Below are 23,826 nucleotides of genomic sequence, written 5' to 3'. Positions count from 1 at the left end.
CGTCGCGCGGGGCGCGCATCGCTTGCTCACAGGGTGCGCAGCAGCACCGCCGGCTGTTCCACGCAGTCGGCCACATAGCGCAGGAAGCCGCCCGCGGTGCCGCCGTCGCACACCCGGTGGTCGAAGGTGAGCGAGAGCTGGACGACCTGACGCACCGCCAGCTCGCCCTCGTGCACCCACGGCTTGGGGATGATGCGGCCGACGCCGAGCATGGCCGCCTCGGGGTGGTTGACGATCGGCGTGGAGCCGTCGACTCCGAAGACGCCGTAGTTGTTCAATGTGAAGGTTCCGCCGGTGAGTTCCCCGGGGGTGAGCGTCCCCGTGCGAGCGGACTCGGTGAGCCGGGCGAACTCCGCGGTCAGGGACTCGGCGTCGCGCGCGTGGGCGTCCCGGACGACCGGCACGACCAGGCCGCGTTCGGTCTGGGCGGCGAAACCGAGGTGCACGTGGTCGAGCTGGACGACCTCGCGGGCCTCGGTGTCGACGTAGGAGTTCAGCTCGGGGAACCGGGCCAGGGCTGCCGTGCAGACCCGGGCGAGCAGCGCGAGCAGGGAGATCTTCGGTCCTCCGGCCGCGTTCATCGCCGCCCGCGCGCGCAGGAGTTCGGTCGCGTCGGCATCGACCCAGCAGGTCGCGTCCGGGATCTCCCGGCGACTGCGGGACAGCTTGTCGGCGACGGCTCCACGCACGCCCTTGAGCGGGATCCGGATCCCGCCCTCGGCCCGGGGCGCCACGGAGGCGCGTACGGCCTGTTCCTCGGCCGTACGGTCCGGCGCGGTCCTGGTCCGCAGGACGTCCTCGACGTCCGCGCGCAGGATGAGCCCGTCCGGTCCCGAGCCGGCCAGCTGCCGCAGGTCGACGCCGTTGTCCCGGGCGAGCTTGCGCACGAGGGGGGAGATCACGGGGACCGGTCCCCCGGCGGGTCCGGGCGGGGGCGCGAGGGCGGGCCCGGCCGCGGGGATCGGTACCGCCGCCGGTGCGGCCACGCGCGCGGGGGACGCCACCGGTACGCCGTCGCGCCGCCGGGCCGTTCCGTTGGCGGAGGCCGTGCCGGTCCGCACCCGGCGTCGGCGGGCGGCGGGGGCCTCCTGGGTGCCGTAGCCCACCAGGACGTTGCCGGAGCCCTCCGGCTCCGCCGCCGGTTCGCCCACGGCGACCGTCAGGAGCGGGGATCCCACGGGCAGTTCGGTGCCCTCCTCGCCGAAGCGGGCGGTGACCACGCCGCCGTACGGGCAGGGCACCTCGACCATCGCCTTGGCCGTCTCCACCTCGACCACCGGCTGGTCGACGGCGACCACGTCGCCGACCTGGACCAGCCAGCGGACGATCTCCGCCTCGGTGAGTCCCTCACCGAGGTCGGGCAGCTTGAACTCCAGCACCTGAGCCATCAGCCCTCGGCCTCCCACTGCAGCCGGGCCACGGCGTCCAGGATGCGGTCCACGCCGGGCAGGTGGTGCCGCTCCAGCATGGGCGGCGGGTACGGGATGTCGAATCCGGCCACGCGCAGCACCGGCGCCTCCAGGTGGTGGAAGCAGCGCTCGGTGATGCGGGCCGCGATCTCGCCGCCCGGCCCGCCGAACCCGGTGGACTCGTGGACGACGACCGCGCGGCCGGTGCGCCGGACGGCCGCGCAGACCGTCTCGTCGTCGAAGGGCACCAGGGAGCGCAGGTCGACGACCTCCAGGTCCCAGCCCTCGGCCCGGGCGGCCTCGGCGGCCTCCAGGCAGACCGGCACCGAGGGGCCGTAGGTGACGAGCGTGGCGCTGCGGCCGGGCCGGCGGACCACGGCCCGGCCGATGGGCTCGACCTCCGTGGGCTGCTCGGGGTTCCAGGTGTCCTTCGACCAGTACAGCCGCTTGGGCTCCAGGAAGACCACCGGGTCGTCGGAGGCGATGGACCGGCGCAGCAGTCCGTAGGCGTCGGCGACGGTGGCGGGGGTGACGACATGGAGGCCCGGAGTCGCCATGTAGTAGGCCTCGGAGGAGTCGCTGTGGTGCTCGACACCGCCGATGCCGCCGCCGTAGGGGACGCGGACGGTGATCGGCAGGGGCATCCTGCCGCGCGTGCGGTTGCGCATCCGGGAGACGTGGCTGATCAGCTGCTCGAACGCGGGGTAGGCGAAGGCGTCGAACTGCATCTCCACGACGGGCCGCAGGCCGTACATCGCCATGCCGACGGCGGTGCCGAGGATGCCGGCCTCGGCGAGCGGGGTGTCGGTGCAGCGGTCCTCGCCGAACTCCTTGGCGAGCCCGTCGGTGACCCGGAAGACGCCGCCGAGGGTGCCGACGTCCTCGCCCATGACGTGCACGGTCGGGTCGGCGGCCATGGCGTCGCGCATCGCGCGCGTGAGGGCCTGCGCCATGGTGGCGGGCTTGACGGCGACGGTGGTCATCGGTCGCCGCCTTCCCGGGCGCCGGGCTCCTCGCCGTGCTCGCCGTGGCCCGTCTCCTCGGCTTCCAGCTCGGCCCGCAGCAGGGCCCGCTGCTCGCGCAGCTGCGCGGTGGACTCGGCGTAGACGTGGTCGAAGAGGTCCATGGGGTCCGGTTCGGGGTCCCGGTTCATGCGTTCCCGCAAGGCGGCCGCCATCGTCTCGGCGTCCTGCCGGGCGGCCTCGATGCCGGCCTCGTCCAGCAGTCCGCGCGCGGTCAGTTCGCGTTCCAGCAGCTCGATCGGGTCGTGGGCGCGCCAGGCCGCCACCTCGGCGTCGGCCCGGTAACGGGTGGCGTCGTCGGCGTTGGTGTGGGCGTCGACGCGGTACGTCACCGCCTCCACGAGGGTGGGGCCGCCGCCGGCGCGGGCGTGCCGTACGGCGTCGCCGAGGACCTCGTGCACGGCCGCCGCGTCGTTGCCGTCGACGAGCCGGCCCGGCATGCCGTACCCGACGGCCTTGTGGGCCAGGGAGGGCGCGGCGGTCTGCTTGGCGAGCGGGACGGAGATGGCGAAGCCGTTGTTCTGCACCAGGAAGACGACCGGTGCCTGCCAGACGGCGGCGAAGTTCAGCGCCTCGTGGAAGTCGCCCTCGCTGGTGCCGCCGTCGCCGACCATGGCGAGCGCGACCACGTCGTCGCCCTTGAGGCGGGCCGCGTGGGCGAGGCCGACGGCGTGCGGCAGCTGGGTGGCCAGCGGGGTGCTCAGGGGGGCCACGCGGTGGGCGTAGGGGTCGTAGCCGCTGTGCCAGTCGCCGCGCAGCAGGGTGAGCGCCTCGACGGGGTCCACGCCGCGGGCGACGACGGCGAGCGTGTCGCGGTAGCTGGGGAAGAGCCAGTCGCGCTCCTCCAGGGCCAGCGCGGCGGCGACCTCGCAGGCCTCCTGGCCGGTGCTGGACGGGTAGACGGCGAGCCGGCCCTGCTTGGTCAGGGCGGTGGCCTGGGCGTTGTAACGGCGCCCGCGCACCAGCTGGGCGTACAGCCGGCGCAGCAGGTCCGGGTCGGCCTTGGCGGCCGTCTCGGTGCCGAGGACGCGGTAGGGCTCGGCGTCGGGCAGCAGCGGCGCGGGGTCCATACGGGGCTGCCAGGCGGGCGGCGGCGATGGCCGGTACGCGCCCCGCTGCTCCAGAACCGTCATGACGGCACCTCCTCGTGGGAGCGGCTACGGGAGGCGTGTCGGCTGTGACCCGCCTCACCTACCGATTGTTCGGTCGTCGGCACATTTTGGCTACAGGCACCACGAGGCTGTGGACAAACGGTTCTCCACAGCCTGGAATGAACGCAGGACGTCCACGGCGAGGGAGCGGGGGGACATGGCACCTGAACAAATGGCCGACGGGACACCGGAAGGCACCGCTCTGCCGCCGCGCCCACTGGACGCCATCGATCAGGACATCCTGAAGATCCTCCAGGCGGACGGCCGCGCCTCGATACGGTCCGTCGCCGAGCGCGTCCACGTCTCGCGCGCGAACGCCTACGCGCGCATCAACCGGCTGGTGGAGGACGGCGTGATCCGGGGCTTCAGCGCCCGCGTGGACCACGAGCGGGCGGGCCACGGCACCTCCGCCTACATCACGCTGAAAATCGTCCAGAACTCCTGGCGCACGGTCCGCGAGCAGCTCAGACAGCTGCCCGGCGCCTCCCACATCGCGCTGGTGGGCGGCGACTTCGACGTGCTGCTGCTGGTGCACACGCCCGACAACAGGGCGCTGCGCGAACTGGTGCTGACCCGGCTCCAGGCGATCCCCGAGGTGCTCAGCACCCGCACGCTGCTGGTGTTCGAGGAGGAGGACCTGGAGCCGGACGGCTGAGATCAGGCCCGCAGCCCCGAGAAGACCAGCCGGACGACGGCGTCGGCCACCTCCCGGTCGTCCGCGCCCCGCGCGTCCGGCCGGTACCACTCCACGATGGAATTGATCATTCCGAAGACCAGCCGGGTGGCCAGCCGGACCTCCACGTCACCGCGCACGTCCCCGTCGGCGGCCGCCGCCTTCAGCAGCTCGGCGACCTGGTGGTCGAAGTCGCGGCGGCGCTCCAGCGCCCACCGCTCGGTCTCGGTGTTGCCCCGCACGCGCAGCAGCAGCGTCACATAGGGCAGCTCGGCTATGAGCACCTCGACCATGCGGCGCACGACGTGCTCCAGCCGGTCGGCGGACCGCCCCTCGCGCGCGTGCTCCTCGCCCAGGATGGCGAACAGGCCCTCCAGGGCGCGGCTGACGGCCCGGCGCAGCAGCTCCTCCTTGCCGCTGACGTGGTGGTAGATCGACGACTTGGAGATGCCGGCCGCCTTGGACAGGTGCTCCATGGAGGTGCCGTCGTAGCCGCGCTCGTTGAAGACCCGCACGGCGACGGAGAGCAGCGTCTCGGGGGTGTAGGTGTCGCGCTTGGCCGTGGTCACTGGGTGCCCTCCCGCTTGTCGATGGCATAGGCGTGGCGGTAGAGCGCGAGGGAGGGCGCGTAGCGTCCGGAGGGGTCGCGCTCGTGCATCTCGTCCAGGACGTCGAAGGCGAAGTCGCGGCCCAGCCTGCGGTCCCATTCGAAGGGGCCGAGCGGGTAGTTCACGCCGAGGCGCATCGCGGTGTCGATGTCCTCCTCGGTGGCCACGCCCTTGGCGACGGCGTCGTGGGCGAGGTCGATGATCCGGGCGACCGTGCGGGCGACGATCATGCCGGGGACGTCGCCGATGACGCTGACCTCCTTGCCGAGCGCCTGGAACAGGCCGGTGGCCTCGGCGAGGGTCTGCGGCGAGGTGTCCTGGGAGGCGGACAGGGCGATGCGGGTGGCCGCGCGGTAGTCCAGGGCGAGGTCGAAGTAGACGACGTCCCGGAACTCCGCCGAGGTCTGGCCGTCGGCGAGGACCAGCTGGCCGCCGCTGGGCAGCACCAGGCGGGTGCCGTGGTCCTCGTCCTCCTCGCGGACCGCGATGCCCGCCTCGCGGACCAGCGTGAGCAGCTCGGCCGCGGGGCCCAGGCGGCCCTCGGCGACCACGTGGGCGGGCGGCCGCTCCTTGTCGGCGGTGTGCGGCTCGGGCCGCTCGGCGCCGTCGGCGTAGTCGTACCAGCCGTGCCCGCTCTTGCGGCCGAGCCGGCCGGACTCCACCAGCCGGCGCTGGGCCAGGGACGGGGTGAACCGCAGGTCCTGGAAGAAGGACTGCCACACGGAGTGGGTGACGGACTCGTTGACGTCCTGGCCGATCAGGTCGGTCAGTTCGAAGGCGCCCATCCGGAAGCCGCCGCACTCGCGCAGCACCGCGTCGATCGTCGCGGCGTCGGCCGCCTGCGCCTCGTAGACGGCGAACGCCTCGGCGTAGAAGGGGCGGGCGATGCGGTTGACGATGAAGCCCGGGGTGTCCGCGCAGGCCACCGGGGTCTTGCCCCAGGCCCGGGCGGTCTCGTACGCGCGCGTGGCCGAGGTGACGTCGGTGGCGAACCCGGAGACCACCTCGACCAGCGGCAGCAGCGGCGCCGGGTTGAAGAAGTGCAGGCCGACGAAGCGGCCCGGGTGGCGCAGCGCGCCGCCGACGGCCGTCACCGACAGCGAGGAGGTGTTGGTGGCGAGCAGGCAGTCCTCGGCGACGATCTCCTCCAGCTCGCCGAAGAGCTGCTGTTTGACGTCCAGCCGCTCCAGAACGGCCTCCACGACCAGGGCGCAGTCCGCCAGCTCCGCGAGGCTGTCCGCGGGCTTCAGGCGGGCGCGGGCCGCGTCCCGGTCGGCGCCGGCGAGCCGGCCCTTCTCCACGAGCCGGTCGAGCCGGGCGCCGATCGCTTCGGCCGCTTCCCGGGCCCGCCCGGGGACGGCGTCGTACAGCCGTACGAGATGGCCGGCGACCAGCGCGACCTGGGCGATTCCCTGGCCCATGGTGCCGGTGCCGACGACGGCCACGGGGCTGCTGAGGTCCAGTGCTGTCATGTGCGCGATCCTCCCGCACGGGGTTTTCCACAGATGCGGCGGACCCCCTTGTACCGACCGATCGTTCGGTTACTCTAGCTCTGACCGTCCCATTCCGCTGCTCTTTCTGCCAGGTCCAGAGCTCGACGAAGAGTTCTCCAGACGAGGAGTTGGTCCCGCATGGCCGCCGAACTGACCGCGCACGAGCTGATCGAGAAGCACCGGCCGACGCTCGACCAGGCCCTGGAAGCGATCCGCACCCGCGCGTACTGGTCCCCGCACCCCGAACACCCGAAGGCCTACGGCGAGAACGGCAGCCTGGACGCGGCGGCGGGCAAGGCCGCCTTCGACGCGCTGCTGGGCACGCGTCTCGACCTCGGCCAGCCCGGTACGGACGGCTGGGTGGGCGGCGAGGTCTCGCCGTACGGCGTCGAGCTGGGCGTGACATACCCGCACGCGGACGTCGACGTGCTGCTCGCGGCCATGCGAGCCGGGCAGCGGGCGTGGCGGGACGCCGGCCCGGAGGTCCGTGCGGTGGTCTGTCTGGAGATCCTGAAGCGGATCAGCGACCGGACGCACGAGTTCGCGCACGCGGTCATGCACACCAGCGGGCAGGCGTTCATGATGGCGTTCCAGGCGGGCGGCCCGCACGCCCAGGACCGCGGCCTGGAGGCGGTGGCGTACGCGTACGCGGAGCAGGTCCGCACGCCCGAGGCGGCGGAGTGGACCAAGCCGCAGGGCAAGCGCGACCCGCTCGCGCTCACCAAGCGGTTCACCGCGGTCCCCCGGGGCATCGCCCTCGTCATCGGCTGCAACACCTTCCCGACCTGGAACGGCTACCCGGGCCTGTTCGCCTCCCTGGCCACCGGCAACGCGGTCCTGGTCAAGCCGCACCCGCGCGCGGTGCTGCCGCTCGCCCTGACCGTCCAGGTCGCCCGGGACGTGCTGGCCGCGGCCGGCTTCGACCCGAACCTGGTGGCGCTGGCCGCCGAGGGCACCGGCGAGGGCGTCGCCAAGACCCTCGCCACCCGCCCCGAGATCAGGATCATCGACTACACCGGGTCGACGTCCTTCGGCGACTGGCTGGAGGCCAACGCCCGCCAGGCGCAGGTCTACACGGAGAAGGCCGGCGTCAACACGGTGATCGTGCACTCCACCGACGACTACAAGGGCATGCTGTCCAACCTGGCGTTCTCGCTGTCCCTGTACAGCGGCCAGATGTGCACCACCCCGCAGAACCTGCTCATCCCCCGCGACGGCATCGCCACCGACCAGGGCCCCAAGACGTTCGACGAGGTCACCGCCGACCTCGCCCGCGCGGTCGACGGCCTCCTCGGCGACGACGCGCGCGCGAACGCCCTGCTGGGCGCGATCGTCAACCCGGACGTCAAGGCCCGTCTGGAGGCCGCGGCCGGCCTCGGCGAAGTCGCCCTCGCGTCCCGCGAGATCACCAACCCCGAGTTCCCGGGCGCGGTCGTCCGCACCCCCGTCGTCGTCAAGCTGGACGGGGCCAAGCCGGACGACGAGGCCGCCTACATGAGCGAGTGCTTCGGCCCGGTCTCCTTCGCGGTCGCCGTCGACTCGGTGACGGACGCGGTGGAGCTGCTGCGCCGTACGGTCCGGGAGAAGGGCGCGATGACGGTCGGCGCGTACACCACGGACGCCGAGACCGAGCGGGCGGTCGAGGAGGTCTGCCTGGAGGAGGCGGCCCAGCTCTCCCTCAACCTGACGGGCGGGGTCTACGTCAACCAGACGGCCGCGTTCTCCGACTTCCACGGTTCGGGCGGCAACCCGGCGGCCAACGCGGCCCTCACCGACGGCGCGTTCGTCGCCAACCGCTTCCGGACGGTGGAGGTCCGGCGGGAGGCGTAGCGGTTCCCGCTCACCGCCAAGACACCGCGGGCCGACCCAACCGGCCCGCGGCCCCCGGCACTTGCCGCGGCGAGCCGACGTGGCGCGGCCGGTTGCTCCCCCATAATCGCAACAGGCTCTGATGCCTCACGGAGGGGTGGGGGAATGCGGCTGGCCATCGATGTACGCGAGGGCGACCGGCTGATCATCACGCACAGCGCCTATGGAGCCACCTTCTCCTGGCAGCTGGACGAGATGATCAGGAAGGGCGGATTCGACCGGTCCGACGGTACCGGCCGGTGGGGCGAACTCGACCGAAAGGTGAGCGCCCGGTTCTTCGAGGTCGACGTTCCCGACACCGCTCTGCCCCGCATGACGGTCGGGGAACTGAAGACGCTCTGCCTCACCGAGGCCCGCCGGGTCGGCGCGGCCCGCCCGGAGCCGTTGCCCCCCAGCGAGAGCGTGTCCTGGTACGGCGACATCGTCCGTGACGTCTGGCTCGCCGACTCCGTGCTGGACCAGCGCCTGGACGACCGGAGCCTGCTGTCCGAGCTGGATCCGGCCGACGGCGACCTGCTGGTGCTGTACATCGAGCGCTCCGCCATGGCCGGCTACCTGATGGGAGCGCCGCGCAACCCCGCCGAGCTGCTGCGCTGGCTCCAGGTGACGGAGAACGCCACCGCGCCGGCGGCGGGCCCCCGGCTGTGGGGCGTACTGCTCTACACGGAGGCCGACGTCGAACTCGCGACGTACGTCCGCACCCACTTCGACGACCTGAACGTCCTGTCGGGCCCGGCCACCCGGGTCTTCGTCGTGGAGCGGCGCCAGGACTGGTCGAGGGCGAAGAAGTACTGGCGCCGCCACCTGGAACCCGAGCTGTACCGAGTGATGGCGGCCATGCGCTGGCTGCGGTGGACGCCGTACGACCCGCAGGGCGCCTACGAGATCGCCTCCCTGCTCGGCCTCGGCCCCGAGCAGCTGCCCTCCCTGGTCTTCTTCCGCTCCCCGCAGGGACCGCTCCACGAGGGCGACAAGCTCGTCCTCCGGATCGAGCACACCTCGACGGCGTACTTCCGTGCCCTCTTCGGCGGGATCGCGGCGGCCCTGCGCGCCCTGCCCGCCTCCGTGCCGGAGCCCGACAGCGGCTCACCCCGGCGGGACAGCAGGACGCCCGAGCACTTCGGGTACCACGCCCCGGGCCGGGAGAACCGGCGGTACGTCCCCGCCGACGAGGCCGTACGCACCCTGCTGTCGTCGGCCCGCGCGACCGACACGGCCGCCTTCGAAGCGCTCCGCGCGGCGCAGGACACCATCAGGTCGGCCATGCGGGCGGCCGTACCGCCGCCGACCGGGATCACGGTCAGCAACAGCCAGGTCACCCTCGAGACGGCGGGAGCCGCGTTGTCGGAGAACTTCTACTTCCAGGGCGAGAACACCACGTTCGTCAACCGCCCCCAGGACACCGTGATCCGGGACTTCCAGAACACGCACGGCACGGCGGTCGGGGCCGACGACCTCACACGGTTGCTGCGCCTGGTCCTGTCGAGCGGGGACATGACCGCCGCCGACCGGGAGGAGGCCGCCACCACGATCCACGACCTCGCCAGGATCGGCTCCGACCCGGAACCGGACCCGGCAGCGGCCGGCACCCGGCTGCAACGGCTGCGGTCACTGCTGAACACCGGCGCCGACATCGCCCAGCCCGCGCTCGCGATCCTCGCCTCCCTGACCGCGTTCTTCGCCGGTTAGAGCCGACAGCATTCGGCCGCCCGGCCGGGACCGGCCGCATCCAGCTGAGTTCCGGCTGCCCGCGGCCGGGTTCCGGCTGCCCGCGGTCGGAGCCCGCTAGAGCGCGTCCGGGCGGGCGCCGGTCGCACTCCAGTGGTACAGCGTCATCGCCACGCTGGTGGCGAGGTTGTAACTGGAGACCTGGGGGCGCATCGGGAGCCGCAGGAGGTGGTCGGCGCGGGTGCGGAGTTCCGGTGACAGGCCGGTGCGTTCCGAGCCGAAGGCCAGCACGGCGTCGTCGGGCAGTTCGGTCCCGCGGATGTCCTCGCCCTCCGGATCGAGCGCGAACAGCGGTCCGGGCGGCAGGTCGGCGATGCCGAGGCGTTCCACGGCGGTCGCGAAGTGCAGGCCCGCGCCGCCGCGGACCACGGTGGGATGCCAGGGGTCGAGCGTGCCCGTGGTGACCACCCCGGTCGCCCCGAAACCGGCGGCCAGCCGGATCACGGCGCCGGCGTTGCCCAGATTGCGGGGGTTGTCCAGGACCACGACGGGCGCGGTGCGCGGCCTGTGGGCGAGCGCGCGCAGGTTGGCCGCGCGGGACGGCCGTACCGCGAGGGCGGCCACGCCGGTCGGATGGGGGCGCGGGACGAGAGAGGCGTACGCCTGCTCGGACACCTCCGCCAGGAGGGCGTCCAGCGTGTCGCGGACGTCCCCGGCCAGCTCCTCCGCGAGGCCGAGCGCGGCTCCCCGGTCGGTGGTGACCGCGACCGGCACCTCGGCGCCGAAGCGCAACGCGTGCTTCAGGGCGTGGAAGCCGTCGAGCAGCACGGCGTCCTCCGCGTGCGCGCGCCAGCGGCTCAGCGGATCCGTCATGCCGTGAACCCTATGCGGTCCGCGGTGCTCTCCTCCGAGGAGCGCGGCGGCGGCACCGTACGGGTGCCGCGCCGCACGAGCCGTCCCCGCGCGCGTGCCGCCAGGGCACCGAGCCGGCGCAGGAAGGACGTCGGCAGGAAGACCGCGTCCGCGGTGATCATCGCCAGCGAGAAGAACGGCAGGCCGAGGACGACCGCGATCACCGCGTGCTCCACCATCATCAGCACCAGCAGCACGTTCTTGACCCGCCGGTTGAACAGGGTGAACGGGAAGGCGACCTGCACCATGACCGTGCCGTAGGCGACGACCATCATGATCGTGCCGCTGGAGGACATCAGCTCCGCGAGGCCGGGCCAGGGCGAGAAGTAGTCCAGGTGGAGCGGGTAGTAGACGGCGGTGCCGTCCTGCCAGCGCGAGCCCTGGATCTTGTACCAGCCCGCGGTGGCGTAGATCAGGCACGCCTCGGCCATGATCACGACCAGGGCGCCGTTGTGCAGGATGTTGGCGACGACGTCCAGCAGGATCCGCGGCTCGTCCCAGGCCGTCCGGCGTCCGACGGCCCACCACAGGCCGAGCGCCGTCCAGGCCGTCCACAGCAGCGCCGGGATCAGCCAGCCGTTGTCGAACCGCCCGGCCAGCGTCGCCGCGCCGAGCGCCAGGCCGAGCACCGCCCACAGCAGCGGACCGACCCGGTCGGCGGGCGCCCGCTCGCCACGCGCGCGTGCCGCGGCGTCGCGGGCCGCGCGGCGGGCGTCCAGGGACCACACCTGTCCGCAGCGCGTGAACACCAGGTATATGGCCATCAGGTGCAGCACGTTGTCGCCGCCGTCGCCGACGAAGACGCTGCGGTTCTGCAGCGACAGCACGCCCAGCATGAACAGCAGGGAGGCGGTCCGGGTGCGCCAGCCGAGCAGCAGGGCCGCGGCGGCGAGGATGGCCAGCGTGTAGCAGCACTCGAACCAGAGCTGCCCGTCGGACCACAGCAGCGCGGTGAAGGCGTGATTGTCGGCGGTCAGCTCTTTGGCGAGGTTCCAGCCCCACGGTCCGGCGGGGCCGTACAGCTCCTGGCGGTGCGGGAACTCGCGCAGCAGGAACAGCAGCCAGGTCCCGGCGAAGCCGATGCGGATCACGGCGGTCTGGTACGGCCCGAGGGCCGCCTCGGTGACCCGGGCGATACCCCGTGACAGTGTCAGGGAGAGACGGTTCACCGCACACCTCCCGCGGCCTCGTCGGACGTCAGGGACCACCAGGGCAGCACGCGGTAGACGGGCTTGTCGGACACCCGCTCACGGCTCCAGGGCGGCGGCTGCACATTGGAGGTGCTGGAACGGACCTGCACGCGCTGGATCACGCCTTCCCGGCTCGTCGGATCGTCCCGGTACAGGCGCATGACCACGATGCGGCGCAGGTACTGCTCGGACAGCGAGCCGCGCATGCCCACGGGACGGTTGTCGGTGGCGTGCGTGGCGGCGAAGAAGTCCCAGGCCCGTCGCAGCTCGTTCTGCTGGGTGTGGCTGGGCACCAGGTTGCCGTCGATGGCGGCGCCGTCCTGGGCGGACAGGTCGGTCCACCCGGTGGTCCGCAGTCCGCCGTCCTTCGTCCGCACCTCGGCGCGGACCTGTACGGCGATGTTCTGCTGCAACGGGTTCGGGGCGAACAGTTTCCAGTTCTGCTCGAACTCCGGGTACACCCAGTCCTGGACCGCCTGGCCGTGCTGCTTCGTCACCGTGTTCGCGGGCGCGAGGCTGAGGAACACCATCACCAGGTGCACGCAGGCACCCACGGCGACCACCCCGAGTGCCAGCGCCGCGCCGATCTGGTAGCGCAGGGAGAGCGCGGCGACGCCGGTGCGGGGCGAGGGTGCGGTCCCGGGCGGCGGAAGCGGCTCCGGGAAGTCTTCCGGGAGACGCGTCCCGGCCGACCCGCCGGGAGCCTGCGGCCCCCGCGAGTCCTCGTCGTACGCGTCCATTCCGTCCCGTCCCCCGTTTCGGCTCCGTCGTGCGGCTGGATCGTCCAGCCCGGTCGTTCGATTCTGTCGTGCGGTTCTGTCGTACGGCTGGGCCGTACGGCCCGGTCGCCCGGCCCGGCGGTCCGGCCCGGCGGTCGGCCGAGCGGGTCAGCTCAGCGGCGCGTTGTCGGCACAGGCGCCGCACGCTGCACGAGCGCCACGTCCGGACACTCGCACGGAACGGTACTCAGCCCGAGGCACCCGGCGCAGCCCCGGGTACGGGCCGACCGCGGTGGTCCTCGCCACGCGGCCCGTCCCTCCGAGCCACGCGGGCCGTCCCTCCGAGCCACGCGGCCTCCCCCGGGAGCCCCGGCCGTCCGTTCCCGCACGCCGCGCCCGTCCACGAGACGGGCTCCAGGCACGCGGTACCGGCCGCACGAGGAGTTTTCCACAGCGGTTGACACCCCGCGGCGGCCCGGCACACCATGGATACGCACGGACCGAACGATCGGTCGGGGCCGATCGATCGAACAGCGTTCACCGCAGAGCCCGAGGTCAGGGGGACCGCATGGCCACAGCAGCCGCGCAGCGCACGGCCGGCACGGAATCGGACGGCGCACCGGACACCGTCGACACGACGGCCTACCAGCACGCCTTCGACGCGGCCGTGGCCGCCGACGAACGCATCGAACCGCGCGACTGGATGCCCGACGCCTACCGCTCGACCCTGATCCGGCAGATCGCCCAGCACGCGCACTCCGAGATCATCGGCATGCAGCCCGAGGCCAACTGGATCACCCGCGCGCCGTCCCTGCGCCGCAAGGCGATCCTCATGGCCAAGGTCCAGGACGAGGCCGGCCACGGCCTGTACCTGTACAGCGCGGCCGAGACCCTCGGCACCGGCCGCGACGAGCTGCTCGACAAGCTGCACACCGGCCGCCAGAAGTACTCCTCGATCTTCAACTACCCCACGCTCACCTGGGCCGACGTGGGCGCGATCGGCTGGCTGGTGGACGGCGCCGCGATCACCAACCAGGTCCCCCTGTGCCGCTGCTCCTACGGTCCGTACGCCCGCGCGATGGTCCGCATCTGCAAGGAGGAGTCCTTCCACCAGCGCCAGGGGTACGAGCTGCTGCTGGCCCTCGGCAAGGGCACGCCGGAGCAGCACGCCATGGCCCAGGACGCGGTGAACCGCTGGTGGTGGCCGTCGCTGATGATGTTCGGCCCGCCCGACGACGAGTCCCAGCACTCCGCGCAGTCGATGGAGTGGAAGATCAAGCGCCACTCCAACGACGAGCTGCGCCAGCGCTTCGTGGACATCTGCGTCCCCCAGGCCGAGTCCCTGGGCCTCACCCTCCCCGACCCGGACCTGCGGTGGAACGAGGAGCGGGGGCACCACGACTTCGGTCCCATCGACTGGACGGAGTTCTGGGAGGTCCTCAAGGGCAACGGCCCCTGCAACGAGCAGCGGATCACCCAGCGCAAGCGCGCCCACGACGAGGGCGCGTGGGTACGGGAAGCGGCCGCGGCCTACGCGGCCAAGCACACCGGCGGCACCGGTGAGACGGGAGCGACGCGAGCATGAGCACCACCGACTGGCCCCTGTGGGAGGTCTTCGTGCGTTCCCGGCGCGGCCTGTCCCACACCCACGCCGGCAGCCTGCACGCGCCCGACGCCGAGCTGGCCCTGCGCAACGCCCGCGACCTGTACACCCGGCGCGGCGAGGGCGTCTCCATCTGGGTCGTCCCGGCCGCCGCGATCACCGCCTCCTCGCCGGACGAGAAGGACCCCTTCTTCGAACCGGCCGCCGACAAGCCCTACCGGCACCCCACCTTCTACGAGATCCCGGAAGGGGTGAAGCACCTGTGACCGCCACCGGCCCCGCCACCGTTCCGGTGACCGCCGCGCTCGCCCTCGGCGACGACGCCCTGGTGCTCTCCCACCGCCTGGGCGAATGGGCCGGGCACGCCCCCGTCCTGGAGGAGGAGGTCGCCCTCGCCAACATCGCCCTGGACCTGCTCGGCCAGGCCCGGGTGCTGCTCTCGCTCGCCGGCGACGAGGACGAGCTGGCCTATCTGCGCGAGGAACGCGCCTTCCGCAACCTCCAGCTGGTCGAGCAGCCGAACGGCGACTTCGCGCACACCATCGCCCGCCAGCTGTACTTCTCCACCTACCAGCAGCTGCTCTACACCGAACTGGCCACCGGTGACGGCCCGTTCGCGCCGCTGGCCGCCAAAGCCGTGAAGGAGGTCGCCTACCACCGCGACCACGCCGAGCAGTGGACGCTGCGGCTCGGCGACGGCACGCGGACCAGCCACGAGCGGATGCAGCGGGCCTGCGACGCGCTGTGGCGGTTCACCGGGGAGATGTTCCAGCCGGTGGAGGGACTGGCCGGCGACCGGGCCGCGCTGGAGGCCCGTTGGCTGGAGTCCGTCACCGACGTGCTCGGCCGGGCCGCGCTGACCGTTCCGGAGGGGCCGCGCACCGGCGCCTGGGCCGCGGGAGCGGGCCGGCAGGGCCTGCACACCGAGTCGTTCGGCCGGATGCTCGCCGAGATGCAGCACCTGCACCGCAGCCACCCGGGAGCGTCATGGTGACCGCCACCGCCCTGGAGACGGAGCTGCTGGAGCTGGCCGGCGCGGTGCCCGACCCCGAGCTGCCCGTGCTCACCCTGCGGGAGCTGGGCGTGCTCCGCGCGGTGCACCTCCACGGCCCCGACGCGGTGGAGGTCGACCTGACCCCGACCTACACCGGCTGCCCGGCCATCGAGGCGATGAGTCTCGACATCGAGCGGGTGCTGCGCGCCCACGGCATGCGCGAGGTCACCGTCCGCACGGTGCTCAGTCCCGCCTGGTCCACCGACGACATCACCCCCGAAGGCCGGGACAAGCTCCGGGAGTTCGGTATAGCTCCCCCGCGCGTGCGCCACGACGCCGGCCCCGTGCCGCTGACCCTGGGCCCGACCCGCACGCACGCGACGGCCGCCGAGGTCGAACCGGTCCGCTGCCCGCACTGCGACTCGGCCGACACCGAGCTGCTGAGCCGGTTCTCCTCCACCGCGTGCAAGGCACTGCGCCGCTGCCTGGCCTGCCGTGAACCGTTCGACCACTTCAAGGAGTTGTGATGGCGCGCTTCCACCCGCTCCCGGTGGCCGCGGTCGACCGGATCACGGACGACTCCGTCGCCCTCACCCTCACCGTCCCGCCCGAGCTGCGCGAGGAGTACCGGCACGCGCCCGGCCAGCACCTCGCGGTGCGCCGCCGGGTCGACGGCACGGAGATCCGGCGCACCTACTCGATCTGCTCCACCGCTCCCGACCCGGTCGGGCCGGGCCCCGACACCCTGCGGGTCGGCGTACGGCTGGTGGAAGGCGGCGCCTTCTCCTCCTACGCGTTGAAGGAGGTCGCCGTCGGGGACGAGCTGGAGGTGATGACCCCGGCGGGCCGCTTCACACTGGAGCCGGCGCCGGGCCTGTACGCGGCGGTCGTCGGCGGCAGCGGCATCACCCCGGTGCTGTCGATCGCCGCCACGCTGCTCGCCCGGGAGCCGGCGGCCCGCTTCTGCCTGGTCCGCAGCGATCGCACGGCGGCGTCGACGATGTTCCTGGAGGAGGTCGCCGATCTGAAGGACCGCTATCCGGAGCGGCTTCAGCTGGTGACCGTGCTCTCCCGGGAGGAGCAGCAGGCGGGTCTGCCGTCGGGCCGGCTCGACCGTGAGCGGCTCACCGGGCTCCTGCCCGCGCTGCTGCCGGTGGAGCAGGTGGCGGGCTGGTTCCTGTGCGGGCCGTACGGACTGGTGGAGGGGGCGGAACGGGCGCTGCGCGAGCTGGGTGTGGGGCGGGACCGGATCCACCAGGAGATCTTCCACGTGGACGCGGGGTCGGCCCGGCCGTCCACGACCGCGGCACTCACGCACAGCACGGTCACCGCCCGGCTCGACGGCCGCGGCGGCACCTGGCCGGTGCGGGACGGCGAATCGCTGCTGGACACGGTGCTGCGCAACCGCCCCGACGCGCCCTACGCCTGCAAGGGCGGCGTGTGCGGCACCTGCCGCGCCTTCCTGGTCGCGGGCGAGGTACGCATGGACCGCAACTTCGCCCTGGAGACGGAGGAGACGGACGCCGGTTACGTCCTGGCGTGCCAGTCGCATCCGCTGACGGAGAAGGTGGAGCTGGACTTCGACCGCTGAGGACCGCGCGGAAGGAGTGTGGGCGGAAGGAGAGCGGGCGGAAGGAGTGCGGGCGGAAGGAGTGCGGGAGGGACGCGTGACGCCGGCGGCGCGCGGGCGGGGGCGACCGTTCTCGCGGGCAGCCGGAGCAGTCCGCGGCCGTTCCCTTCTCCTAGAACTTGTTCTATCTTGACGGACCGTCAGATCTGCAGAGGGCTGACCGGACCCGCCAGGAGGACAGTGCCGTGGACTTCACCTTCAGCGAGGAGCAGCGGGCGGCGGCCGAGGCGGCGCGGGGGGTGTTCGCCGGTGTCGCGCCGGACGCGGTGCCCAGTCCGGCGCTCACCCCGGGTGCCGTGGCCGAGGGCCTCGACCGGGCGTTGTGGTCCCGGCTCGCCGGCGCGGACCTGCTCGGTCTGCTGCTGGCCGAGGCGCACGACGGGGCGGGCCTGGACGCGATCGCGTTGTGCCTGGTGCTGCGCGAGGCCGGCCAGGTGCTCGCCCGGGTGCCGCTGCTGGAGCACAGCGCCGCCGCGGCTGCCGTGCAGACCTATGGCGGCCCGGAGCAGGCCGACCGGCTGCTGGCCCGGGCGGGCCGCGGTGAGCTGGTGCTGACCGTCGCGGCGCACGGGCGTACCGGTCACGACCCCGCCGAACCGGCCGTCACCGCACGGCGCGAGGGGCGGACCTGGCTGCTGGACGGGGTGCAGACGGCGGTGCCGTGGGCGTACGACGCGGACCTGATCCTCGTGCCGGCCCATGTCGAGGGCACGGCCGCCGACCGGACCGTGCTGGCGCTGCTGCCGCGCGGGGCGGACGGGCTGGTGCTCGCCGAGCAGATCTCCACCAGCGGGGAGCGACTGGCCGAGCTGCGACTGCGGTCCGTGCGGGTCGAGCCGGACGGGGTGATCGAGGCCGAGGGCGCCTGGGAGTGGCTGCACGCGCTGCTGGTGACCGGTACGTGCGCGCTGGCGCTCGGGCTGGGCGAGCGGGTGCTGCGGATGACCGCCGAGTACACCGGCACGCGGGAGCAGTTCGGGCATCCGCTCGCGACGTTCCAGGCGGTGGCCGTACAGGCCGCGGACCGCTACATCGACCTGCGCGCCATGGAGGCCACCCTCTGGCAGGCCGCCTGGCGGATCGCCTCGGGGGCATCGGGGACACTGCCCGCCTCCGGCGACGTCGCCGTGGCGAAGATCTGGGCGGCGGAGGGCGTACGACGAGTGGTGCAGACGGCGCAGCATCTGCACGGCGGGTTCGGCGCGGACACCGACTACCCGCTGCACCGCTATCACGCCTGGGCCAAGCACCTGGAACTGGCGCTCGGCCCGGCGGCGGCGTACGAGGAGAGCCTCGGCGACCTGCTGGCCGCCCATCCCCTGGGCTGACGAGGGCGGTCCCGGGGGCCGCCGCTAGAGGACGAAGCCCGGCTGGCCCCCGTCGGTGACGACCGGACGGCCGGCCGCCTGCCAGTGCTGCATGCCGCCGTCGACGTTCACCGCGTCGATGCCCTGCTGGACCAGGTACATGGTGACCTGGGCCGAGCGGCCGCCCGAGCGGCAGATGACGTGGACACGGCCGTCCTGCGGGGCGGCCTCGGTCAGCTCGCCGTAGCGGGCCACGAACTCGCTGATGGGAATGTGCAGGGCCCCGGCGGCGTGACCCGCCTGCCACTCGTCGTCCTCGCGGACGTCCAGCAGGAAGTCGCCGTCCTTGAGGTCCGCGACCTGGACCGTGGGCACACCAGCTCCGAAATTCATGGCTCCGACGCTACCCGAAGCCCGGGCGGCTCAGTCCTGCCCCAGCAGGGCGGCCAGATCCGTCTCCCGCTGGACGATGTCGGCGCGCAGCCGGGCGGCGATCTCGTCGAGCAGCCCGTCGGGGTCGTCCGGGGCGAGGCGGAGCAGGCCGGCGATCGCGCCCTCCTCCAGTTCGCGGGCGACGAGGGCGAGCAGCTCCTTGCGCTGGGAAAGCCATTCGAGGCGGGCGTACAGCTCCTCGGCGGGGCTCGGGCGGCGCTCGGGCGGGACCGGACCGGCCGCCCATTCCACGGCCAGCTCCCCGAGCAGGGCCTCGTCACCCCGGGCGTAGGCGGCGTTGACCCTGCTGAGGAACTCCTCGCGCCGCTTGCGCTCCTCTTCCTCCTGGGCCAGGTCGGGGTGGGCCTTGCGCGCCAGGTCGCGGTAGAGCCTGCGGGCCTCCTCGCTGGGCCGCACCCGCTGCGGGGGGCGTACCGCCTGGTCGGTGAGCATGGCGGCGGCCTCCGGGAACAGGCCGTCGCCGTCCATCCAGCCGCTGAGCAGTTCCTCCACGCCCGGGATCGGCAGCACGCGGGCACGGGCCTCCGTGGCCCGGCGGAGATCCTCGGGGTCGCCGGTGCGGGCGGCCTTCGCCTCGGCGATCTCCGCGTCCAGCTCCTCGATCCGGGCGTAGAGCGGGCCCAGGCGCTGTTCGTGCAGGCGGGCGAAGTTCTCGACCTCGACGCGGAACGTCTCCACGGCGATCTCGTACTCGATCAGTGCCTGCTCGGCGGCCCGTACGGCCTTTTCCAGCCGTTCCTCGGGGCGCGGCGCCTGCGACTGGTCGGCTTCCGGGGTCGTCATCCGCCCAGCGTAGCCGCTGTGCCCGGGTGGAGCCGGAGCCTGCGCTTCCGGTACCCCCCGGCAGCCGTCGTCTTCCTCACACGTCCAGCTCGGCCGCTATGCGGCCGGTGCGGACGGCCGTGAGCAGCTCGGCGTGGTCGGACTCGGTGCGGTCGGCGTAGGCGACGGCGAACTCGGCGACGGCCTCGTCCAGCTCCTCGTTCTTGCCGCAGTACCCGGCGATCAGCCGCGGGTCCGCGCCGTGGGAGTGGGCGCGGGCCAGCAGGGCGCCGGTCATACGGCCGTAGTCGTCCACCTGGTCCGTGGCGAGGGCGGCCGGGTCGACGCTGCCCTTGCGGTTGCGGAACTGACGCACCTGGTACGGGCGGCCGTCCACGGTGGTCCAGCCGAGCAGGATGTCGCTGACGACCTGCATCCGCTGCTGTCCGAGGACCACCCGGCGGCCCTCGTGCGGCACCGGCGGCGTCGCGAAGCCGACCGCGGCCAGGTGCGGGACGAGCGCGGAGGGACGCGCCTCCTTCACCTGCAGGACCAGCGGCTCCCCACGGTGGTCGAGGAGCAGGACGACGTACGACCGGGTGCCGACGCTGCCGGTGCCGACCACCCGGAACGCCACGTCGTGCACGGCGTGCCGGGCGAGCAGGGGGTGGCGGTCCTCGCCCAGCGTGTCGACGTAGGGCTCCAGGGCCGCCGCGACCGCCGCGGCCTCGGCGTCCGGGATGCGGCGCAGCACCGGCGGGGCGGCCACGAACCGGCGTCCGCCGTCCGCCACCGCCTCGGTCGACTTGGCCGCGAACCGGCCGCTGGTGTTGGACCGGGCCTTCTCGGAGACCCGCTGGAGCGTGCCGAGCAGGTCGTGGGCGTCGGTGTGGGAGACCAGTTCCTCGTCCGCGATGGCGTTCCAGGCGTCGAGGACGGGCAGCTTCGCCAGCAGCCGCATCGTGCGGCGGTAGGCACCGGCCGCGTCGCGGGCCGCCGCCCGGCAGGTGTCCTCGTCGGCGCCCGCCTCCCGGCCGGCGAGCACCAGAGAGGTCGCGAGCCGCTTCAGGTCCCACTCCCAGGGGCCGTGCACGGTCTCGTCGAAGTCGTTGAGGTCGATGACGAGATCACCGCGCGCGTCGCCGTACAGACCGAAGTTGGCCGCGTGGGCGTCCCCGCATATCTGGGTGCCGATCCCGGTCAGAGGGGTGCGCGCGAGGTCGTGCGCCATGAGTCCGGCCGAGCCGCGCAGGAAGGCGAACGGTCCGGCCGCCATCCGGCCCACCCGGATCGGGGTCAGCTCGGGGATGCGGCCGGCGTTGGACTCCACGACCGCGCTCACCGCGTCCGGGCGGCCGGCGTCCAGGTCGAGCGTGCGATGGGAGGAGCGCGGCACGCTCGTCCGCAGCGCCTTGCCCTCCTCCTTCGGCGAGCCCTGCGCGGGCCACCGGGCGAACCCGCGCACCCGGGGCAGCCGGCTCGTGCCCCGGTCCGCCGCGTCCGTCTCTCCCCCACCGGTTCCGGTCACGCGACCGCCTCCCCCGTACTGGCCGCACGCCCGTCGAACGGGCGTCGGTGCGAACATCAACTCGGAGAGACCGTACAACCGGTGGCCGAAACGCGTCAGACCCTGTGGACAACTCAGCCGCTGTGGACGACTCCGACCCCCACAAGGTCCTTTTCGGGCCGATCACGCCGCGGACGCGCCGCGCTCAAGGATCATGTCCCTGACGGCTTCCCGCGTTCAGGAGACCCCTTGAACAAAGAACTTCTGATGTGCGATGCGGAGAACTTCCGCATCGACTACGTCATCAACCCGTACATGCACACGGGCCGACAGCCGGACCGGCCTGCGGCCCTCGCCGAGCACGAGGTCATCGCCAAGACGCATGCCGCAGCCGGCCGCACCGTCAGGTTCATGAAGTCGGCACCCGAATGCCCGGACATGGTCTACACGGCCAACGGCGCCCTCGTCGCGGGCGGCCGTGCCGTCCTCGGCGCCCCGCCCGCTCCCCGCCGCCCCGAAATACCCTATTTCCGGGCCTGGTTGACCGAGCAGGGCTACGAGGTGCACGACGCGCCGTACGCCTTCAGCGGCCAGGGCGACGCCCTGGCCTGCGGACCGTTCCTGCTGGCCGGCCACGGGCAGCGCACGGACCGCCGCATGCACGCCGTCCTGTCCGACCTGCTCGGCTACGAGGTCGTGCCGCTGCGCACCGCGGACGAGCGGTGGTACGACCTGGACCTGGCGGTCGGCGTGATCGACGCGCGGACCGTGGCGTACTGCCCGCAGGCGCTGGAGCCGGAGAGCGCGGCCCGGCTGCGCGGCCTCGGTCTGGACCTGATCGAGGTGTCGCCGGAGGAGGCCGCCCTGTTCGCGCTCAACCTGGTGAGCGACGGCACCACGGTCACCATGACCACCGGCACGCCCCGCTTCGCCGCCGAGCTGCGCGCCCGTGGCCTGGAGGTCTGCGAGCTGGACACGACGGAACTGCGCAAGGGCGGCGGGGGAGTGCGCTGCACGGCCCTCACGCTCGACAACGCGGTTCCGGACGACCGGACTTGATCGACACGCCGAAGCGCGCCCGGCGGCACCGGACGACGTCGTCGGGCCGGATCGGGAGCGGGCGGTGAGAGCGTGTGGGCCGGATCACCCCGGGCCGGCCCGCGCGCGCACCACCCGCGCACCGCAGGCGGACCGCGCGCGGGCGACTCGCGGACCACGCGCGGACCGACGGACGAGTCACGCCCCCGTGTGATCCCGGTCATGCGATCCCGACAGCGGCACCACGGACCGCCGAACGGACCGTCAGCGAACCCCCCACCGAAGCCTGAGAGCTTCCTCACACCCCGTCGGAGTGAAATCACCATGGCGCGACAAACGACCAAGGGCCCATCGTTTTCACGATGGGCCCTTGGCCACTGTGTGCGCGAGGGGGGAGTTGAACCCCCACGCCCTTGCGGGCACTGGAACCTGAATCCAGCGCGTCTGCCTATTCCGCCACCCGCGCATTGGGTGTGTCTTCCGTTTCCGGCCCTTTCGGGCTGGCCCCTTCCGACATCCAGAACATTAGCACGTCGCACGGGGTGGATTCACATCGCTTCCCGTCCGCCCGCCCCGGCCCACCTCCCCCGCCCCGCCCGGGCCCCGGCCCGTCCGCCACGCGGGGCGGCGCCGGTGTCCGCACGCACCAAGCCGGTGTCCGCACGTACCAAGGAGACGCGCTTCACGTATCAACCTCGTACCGGTCCGGGCCGTCTGCCCAGGAGACGGACCGGGTCCACAGCCGGGTGCGGGACACTGGTCTTGGCCCGCCTCTACGATCCATGGCAACAGGACACGCGCCGGCCATGGCAGCAGGACACGCGCCAGGAGTTCGAAGGGGAGCCGCTGGGGGAACCGGCTGATTGGCGGGCGCGTAGATACGATCAGTGAGCAGTACCGGCAGTACCCGGCACGGCAGCGGCACACAGCAGGCAAGACGACGGCAGGGACGGAGGAGGTGCCCCATGGGAGTCCTGAAGAAGTTCGAGCAGCGTCTCGAAGGTCTGGTGAACGGCACCTTCGCCAAGGTCTTCAAGTCCGAGGTCCAGCCCGTGGAGATCGCCGGAGCGCTCCAGCGGGAGTGCGACAACAACGCCACCATCTGGAACCGCGAGCGGACTGTCGTACCCAACGACTTCATCGTGGAACTGAGCGCGCCGGACTACGAGCGCCTGAGCCCCTACTCCGGGCAGCTCGGCGACGAGCTGGCCGGCATGGTGCGCGACTACGCCAAGCAGCAGCGCTACACCTTCATGGGACCGATCAAGGTCAACCTGGAGAAGGCCGAGGACCTGGACACCGGCCTGTACCGGGTGCGCTCGCGCACCCTGGCCTCCTCCAGCAGCCAGCAGGCCCCCCAGGCCCCCGCCGGCCGCCCCGGACAGAGCACGCCCGGCGGCTACCCGCCGGCCCCCGCGGGCGCGCCCCCGATGCCGTCCGCGCCGCCGCCCGGCACCCGCCCCGGCGGGTACGGTTACCCGCAGCCGGCCACCCAGCGGCCCGCCGCGGCTCCGATGAGCGGCGCGCGCACCCGCTACTGGATCGAGATCAACGGCACCCGCCACCAGATCTCCCGCGCGACGCTCGTGCTGGGCCGCAGCACCGACGCCGACGTGCGGATCGACGACCCCGGCGTCTCCCGCCGGCACTGCGAGATCCGGACCGGAACGCCCTCGACGATCCAGGATCTCGGCTCCACCAACGGCATCGTGGTGGACGGGCAGCACACCACCCGCGCTACGCTCCGCGACGGCTCGCGGATCGTCGTGGGCAGCACCACCGTTATCTATAGGCAAGCCGAAGGGTGAAGCGGGGGCA

22 protein-coding genes and 1 tRNA gene are annotated in these 23,826 nt (G+C 72.9%); 11 read left to right on the top strand and 12 right to left on the bottom strand.

Going from position 1 to position 23,826, the window contains the following annotated elements; translation table 11 throughout:
* Positions 1 to 26: 26 nt before the first annotated feature.
* Genes ACZ7KF_RS15905 through pdhA form a run of 3 tightly spaced genes read right to left on the bottom strand, consistent with a single transcriptional unit; the run spans position 27 to position 3,564 of the window.
* Positions 27 to 1,388, bottom strand: coding sequence for a dihydrolipoamide acetyltransferase family protein (locus ACZ7KF_RS15905; RefSeq protein ID WP_471074094.1), 1,362 nt, complete (start codon positions 1,386 to 1,388; stop codon positions 27 to 29).
* Positions 1,388 to 2,392, bottom strand: a complete 1,005-nt coding sequence (locus tag ACZ7KF_RS15900; protein WP_471074092.1) for an alpha-ketoacid dehydrogenase subunit beta — start codon at positions 2,390 to 2,392, stop codon at positions 1,388 to 1,390. The genes ACZ7KF_RS15905 and ACZ7KF_RS15900 overlap by 1 nt, the downstream gene beginning before the upstream one ends.
* Positions 2,389 to 3,564 (bottom strand): pyruvate dehydrogenase (acetyl-transferring) E1 component subunit alpha, encoded by a 1,176-nt coding sequence (pdhA, locus tag ACZ7KF_RS15895; RefSeq protein ID WP_471074089.1) that lies wholly within the window; start codon positions 3,562 to 3,564, stop codon positions 2,389 to 2,391. The genes ACZ7KF_RS15900 and pdhA overlap by 4 nt, the downstream gene beginning before the upstream one ends.
* Before the next feature lie 175 nt (positions 3,565 to 3,739).
* Between pdhA and ACZ7KF_RS15890 the strand changes: the two genes are divergently transcribed.
* On the top strand, positions 3,740 to 4,237 hold the full coding sequence (locus ACZ7KF_RS15890; protein WP_471074087.1) for an Lrp/AsnC family transcriptional regulator: 498 nt from the start codon (positions 3,740 to 3,742) through the stop codon (positions 4,235 to 4,237).
* Positions 4,238 to 4,239: 2 nt separating this feature from the next.
* Here the strand turns inward: ACZ7KF_RS15890 and ACZ7KF_RS15885 are convergent, their stop codons facing one another.
* A complete protein-coding gene (locus ACZ7KF_RS15885; RefSeq protein WP_471074084.1) occupies positions 4,240 to 4,824 on the bottom strand; it encodes a TetR/AcrR family transcriptional regulator in 585 nt (194 codons plus the stop codon).
* On the bottom strand, positions 4,821 to 6,335 hold the full coding sequence (locus tag ACZ7KF_RS15880; RefSeq protein ID WP_471074081.1) for a 3-hydroxyacyl-CoA dehydrogenase: 1,515 nt from the start codon (positions 6,333 to 6,335) through the stop codon (positions 4,821 to 4,823). The genes ACZ7KF_RS15885 and ACZ7KF_RS15880 overlap by 4 nt, the downstream gene beginning before the upstream one ends.
* Before the next feature lie 159 nt (positions 6,336 to 6,494).
* Between ACZ7KF_RS15880 and paaN the strand changes: the two genes are divergently transcribed.
* Complete coding sequence (gene paaN, locus ACZ7KF_RS15875; RefSeq protein ID WP_471074078.1) at positions 6,495 to 8,186, top strand: phenylacetic acid degradation protein PaaN; 1,692 nt, start codon at positions 6,495 to 6,497, stop codon at positions 8,184 to 8,186.
* 144 nt (positions 8,187 to 8,330) lie between these two features.
* On the top strand, positions 8,331 to 9,914 hold the full coding sequence (locus ACZ7KF_RS15870; RefSeq protein ID WP_471074075.1) for a hypothetical protein: 1,584 nt from the start codon (positions 8,331 to 8,333) through the stop codon (positions 9,912 to 9,914).
* Between the two features lie 96 nt (positions 9,915 to 10,010).
* Here ACZ7KF_RS15870 and ACZ7KF_RS15865 read toward each other — a convergent pair whose 3' ends face one another.
* The 3 genes from ACZ7KF_RS15865 to ACZ7KF_RS15855 are packed head-to-tail and all read right to left on the bottom strand — an operon-like array spanning position 10,011 to position 12,735.
* Complete coding sequence (locus ACZ7KF_RS15865; protein ID WP_471074072.1) at positions 10,011 to 10,766, bottom strand: TrmH family RNA methyltransferase; 756 nt, start codon at positions 10,764 to 10,766, stop codon at positions 10,011 to 10,013.
* Positions 10,763 to 11,974, bottom strand: coding sequence for an HTTM domain-containing protein (locus ACZ7KF_RS15860; RefSeq protein WP_471074069.1), 1,212 nt, complete (start codon positions 11,972 to 11,974; stop codon positions 10,763 to 10,765). Before ACZ7KF_RS15860 ends, ACZ7KF_RS15865 begins: the two co-directional genes overlap by 4 nt.
* Complete coding sequence (locus ACZ7KF_RS15855; protein ID WP_471074066.1) at positions 11,971 to 12,735, bottom strand: DUF5819 family protein; 765 nt, start codon at positions 12,733 to 12,735, stop codon at positions 11,971 to 11,973. Before ACZ7KF_RS15855 ends, ACZ7KF_RS15860 begins: the two co-directional genes overlap by 4 nt.
* A 547-nt stretch (positions 12,736 to 13,282) precedes the next feature.
* Here ACZ7KF_RS15855 and paaA point away from each other — a divergent pair.
* From paaA to ACZ7KF_RS15825, 6 genes are all read left to right on the top strand, one after another.
* Complete coding sequence (gene paaA / locus ACZ7KF_RS15850; RefSeq protein WP_471074064.1) at positions 13,283 to 14,299, top strand: 1,2-phenylacetyl-CoA epoxidase subunit PaaA; 1,017 nt, start codon at positions 13,283 to 13,285, stop codon at positions 14,297 to 14,299.
* Positions 14,296 to 14,583, top strand: a complete 288-nt coding sequence (gene paaB, locus ACZ7KF_RS15845; RefSeq protein WP_014673816.1) for a 1,2-phenylacetyl-CoA epoxidase subunit PaaB — start codon at positions 14,296 to 14,298, stop codon at positions 14,581 to 14,583. Before paaA ends, paaB begins: the two co-directional genes overlap by 4 nt.
* A gap of 26 nt (positions 14,584 to 14,609) precedes the next feature.
* Complete coding sequence (paaC, locus tag ACZ7KF_RS15840) at positions 14,610 to 15,311, top strand: 1,2-phenylacetyl-CoA epoxidase subunit PaaC (protein ID WP_471074511.1); 702 nt, start codon at positions 14,610 to 14,612, stop codon at positions 15,309 to 15,311.
* Complete coding sequence (gene paaD / locus ACZ7KF_RS15835) at positions 15,305 to 15,838, top strand: 1,2-phenylacetyl-CoA epoxidase subunit PaaD (RefSeq protein WP_471074062.1); 534 nt, start codon at positions 15,305 to 15,307, stop codon at positions 15,836 to 15,838. The genes paaC and paaD overlap by 7 nt, the downstream gene beginning before the upstream one ends.
* On the top strand, positions 15,838 to 16,902 hold the full coding sequence (locus ACZ7KF_RS15830) for a 2Fe-2S iron-sulfur cluster-binding protein (RefSeq protein ID WP_471074059.1): 1,065 nt from the start codon (positions 15,838 to 15,840) through the stop codon (positions 16,900 to 16,902). Before paaD ends, ACZ7KF_RS15830 begins: the two co-directional genes overlap by 1 nt.
* A 224-nt stretch (positions 16,903 to 17,126) precedes the next feature.
* The gene (locus ACZ7KF_RS15825; RefSeq protein WP_471074056.1) at positions 17,127 to 18,269 is read left to right on the top strand and encodes an acyl-CoA dehydrogenase family protein; all 1,143 of its coding nucleotides are present in this window, start codon (positions 17,127 to 17,129) and stop codon (positions 18,267 to 18,269) included.
* A gap of 24 nt (positions 18,270 to 18,293) precedes the next feature.
* Here ACZ7KF_RS15825 and ACZ7KF_RS15820 read toward each other — a convergent pair whose 3' ends face one another.
* The 3 genes from ACZ7KF_RS15820 to ACZ7KF_RS15810 form a co-directional block, all read right to left on the bottom strand.
* Positions 18,294 to 18,623: a rhodanese-like domain-containing protein gene (locus tag ACZ7KF_RS15820; protein ID WP_471074508.1), complete on the bottom strand. Its 330-nt coding sequence runs from the start codon at positions 18,621 to 18,623 to the stop codon at positions 18,294 to 18,296.
* A gap of 48 nt (positions 18,624 to 18,671) precedes the next feature.
* Positions 18,672 to 19,484 carry a hypothetical protein gene (locus tag ACZ7KF_RS15815; protein WP_471074053.1) on the bottom strand — a complete coding sequence of 271 codons (813 nt, stop codon included), beginning with the start codon at positions 19,482 to 19,484 and terminating at the stop codon, positions 18,672 to 18,674.
* Positions 19,485 to 19,560: 76 nt separating this feature from the next.
* Positions 19,561 to 20,991 carry a DUF2252 domain-containing protein gene (locus tag ACZ7KF_RS15810; RefSeq protein WP_471074050.1) on the bottom strand — a complete coding sequence of 477 codons (1,431 nt, stop codon included), beginning with the start codon at positions 20,989 to 20,991 and terminating at the stop codon, positions 19,561 to 19,563.
* Positions 20,992 to 21,219: 228 nt separating this feature from the next.
* Here ACZ7KF_RS15810 and ACZ7KF_RS15805 point away from each other — a divergent pair, with 228 nt between their 5' ends.
* Entirely contained in the window at positions 21,220 to 22,029 is an 810-nt protein-coding gene (locus tag ACZ7KF_RS15805; RefSeq protein ID WP_471074046.1) for a dimethylarginine dimethylaminohydrolase family protein, read from the top strand.
* 361 nt (positions 22,030 to 22,390) lie between these two features.
* Here ACZ7KF_RS15805 and ACZ7KF_RS15800 read toward each other — a convergent pair.
* Positions 22,391 to 22,474, bottom strand: a tRNA-Leu gene (locus ACZ7KF_RS15800).
* A gap of 499 nt (positions 22,475 to 22,973) precedes the next feature.
* Between ACZ7KF_RS15800 and ACZ7KF_RS15795 the strand changes: the two genes are divergently transcribed.
* Positions 22,974 to 23,816, top strand: a complete 843-nt coding sequence (locus tag ACZ7KF_RS15795; RefSeq protein WP_471074043.1) for an FhaA domain-containing protein — start codon at positions 22,974 to 22,976, stop codon at positions 23,814 to 23,816.
* Positions 23,817 to 23,826 lie beyond the last annotated feature (10 nt).

Source organism: Streptomyces sp. NPDC038200, from assembly GCF_055600785.1.
This window is presented reverse-complemented; position numbering and strand designations above follow the sequence as displayed.

Bases quoted from the DNA above. Each gene is read 5' to 3' on its own strand.
- ACZ7KF_RS15905 (WP_471074094.1), bottom strand. From the start codon at position 1,388: ATGGCTCAGGTGCTGGAGTTCAAGCTGCCCGACCTCGGTGAGGGACTC.
- ACZ7KF_RS15900 (WP_471074092.1), bottom strand. From the start codon at position 2,392: ATGACCACCGTCGCCGTCAAGCCCGCCACCATGGCGCAGGCCCTCACG.
- pdhA (WP_471074089.1), bottom strand. From the start codon at position 3,564: ATGACGGTTCTGGAGCAGCGGGGCGCGTACCGGCCATCGCCGCCGCCC.
- ACZ7KF_RS15890 (WP_471074087.1), top strand. From the start codon at position 3,740: ATGGCACCTGAACAAATGGCCGACGGGACACCGGAAGGCACCGCTCTG.
- ACZ7KF_RS15880 (WP_471074081.1), bottom strand. From the start codon at position 6,335: ATGACAGCACTGGACCTCAGCAGCCCCGTGGCCGTCGTCGGCACCGGC.
- paaN (WP_471074078.1), top strand. From the start codon at position 6,495: ATGGCCGCCGAACTGACCGCGCACGAGCTGATCGAGAAGCACCGGCCG.
- ACZ7KF_RS15870 (WP_471074075.1), top strand. From the start codon at position 8,331: ATGCGGCTGGCCATCGATGTACGCGAGGGCGACCGGCTGATCATCACG.
- ACZ7KF_RS15865 (WP_471074072.1), bottom strand. From the start codon at position 10,766: ATGACGGATCCGCTGAGCCGCTGGCGCGCGCACGCGGAGGACGCCGTG.
- ACZ7KF_RS15855 (WP_471074066.1), bottom strand. From the start codon at position 12,735: ATGGACGCGTACGACGAGGACTCGCGGGGGCCGCAGGCTCCCGGCGGG.
- paaA (WP_471074064.1), top strand. From the start codon at position 13,283: ATGGCCACAGCAGCCGCGCAGCGCACGGCCGGCACGGAATCGGACGGC.
- paaB (WP_014673816.1), top strand. From the start codon at position 14,296: ATGAGCACCACCGACTGGCCCCTGTGGGAGGTCTTCGTGCGTTCCCGG.
- paaD (WP_471074062.1), top strand. From the start codon at position 15,305: ATGGTGACCGCCACCGCCCTGGAGACGGAGCTGCTGGAGCTGGCCGGC.
- ACZ7KF_RS15830 (WP_471074059.1), top strand. From the start codon at position 15,838: ATGGCGCGCTTCCACCCGCTCCCGGTGGCCGCGGTCGACCGGATCACG.
- ACZ7KF_RS15815 (WP_471074053.1), bottom strand. From the start codon at position 19,484: ATGACGACCCCGGAAGCCGACCAGTCGCAGGCGCCGCGCCCCGAGGAA.
- ACZ7KF_RS15795 (WP_471074043.1), top strand. From the start codon at position 22,974: ATGGGAGTCCTGAAGAAGTTCGAGCAGCGTCTCGAAGGTCTGGTGAAC.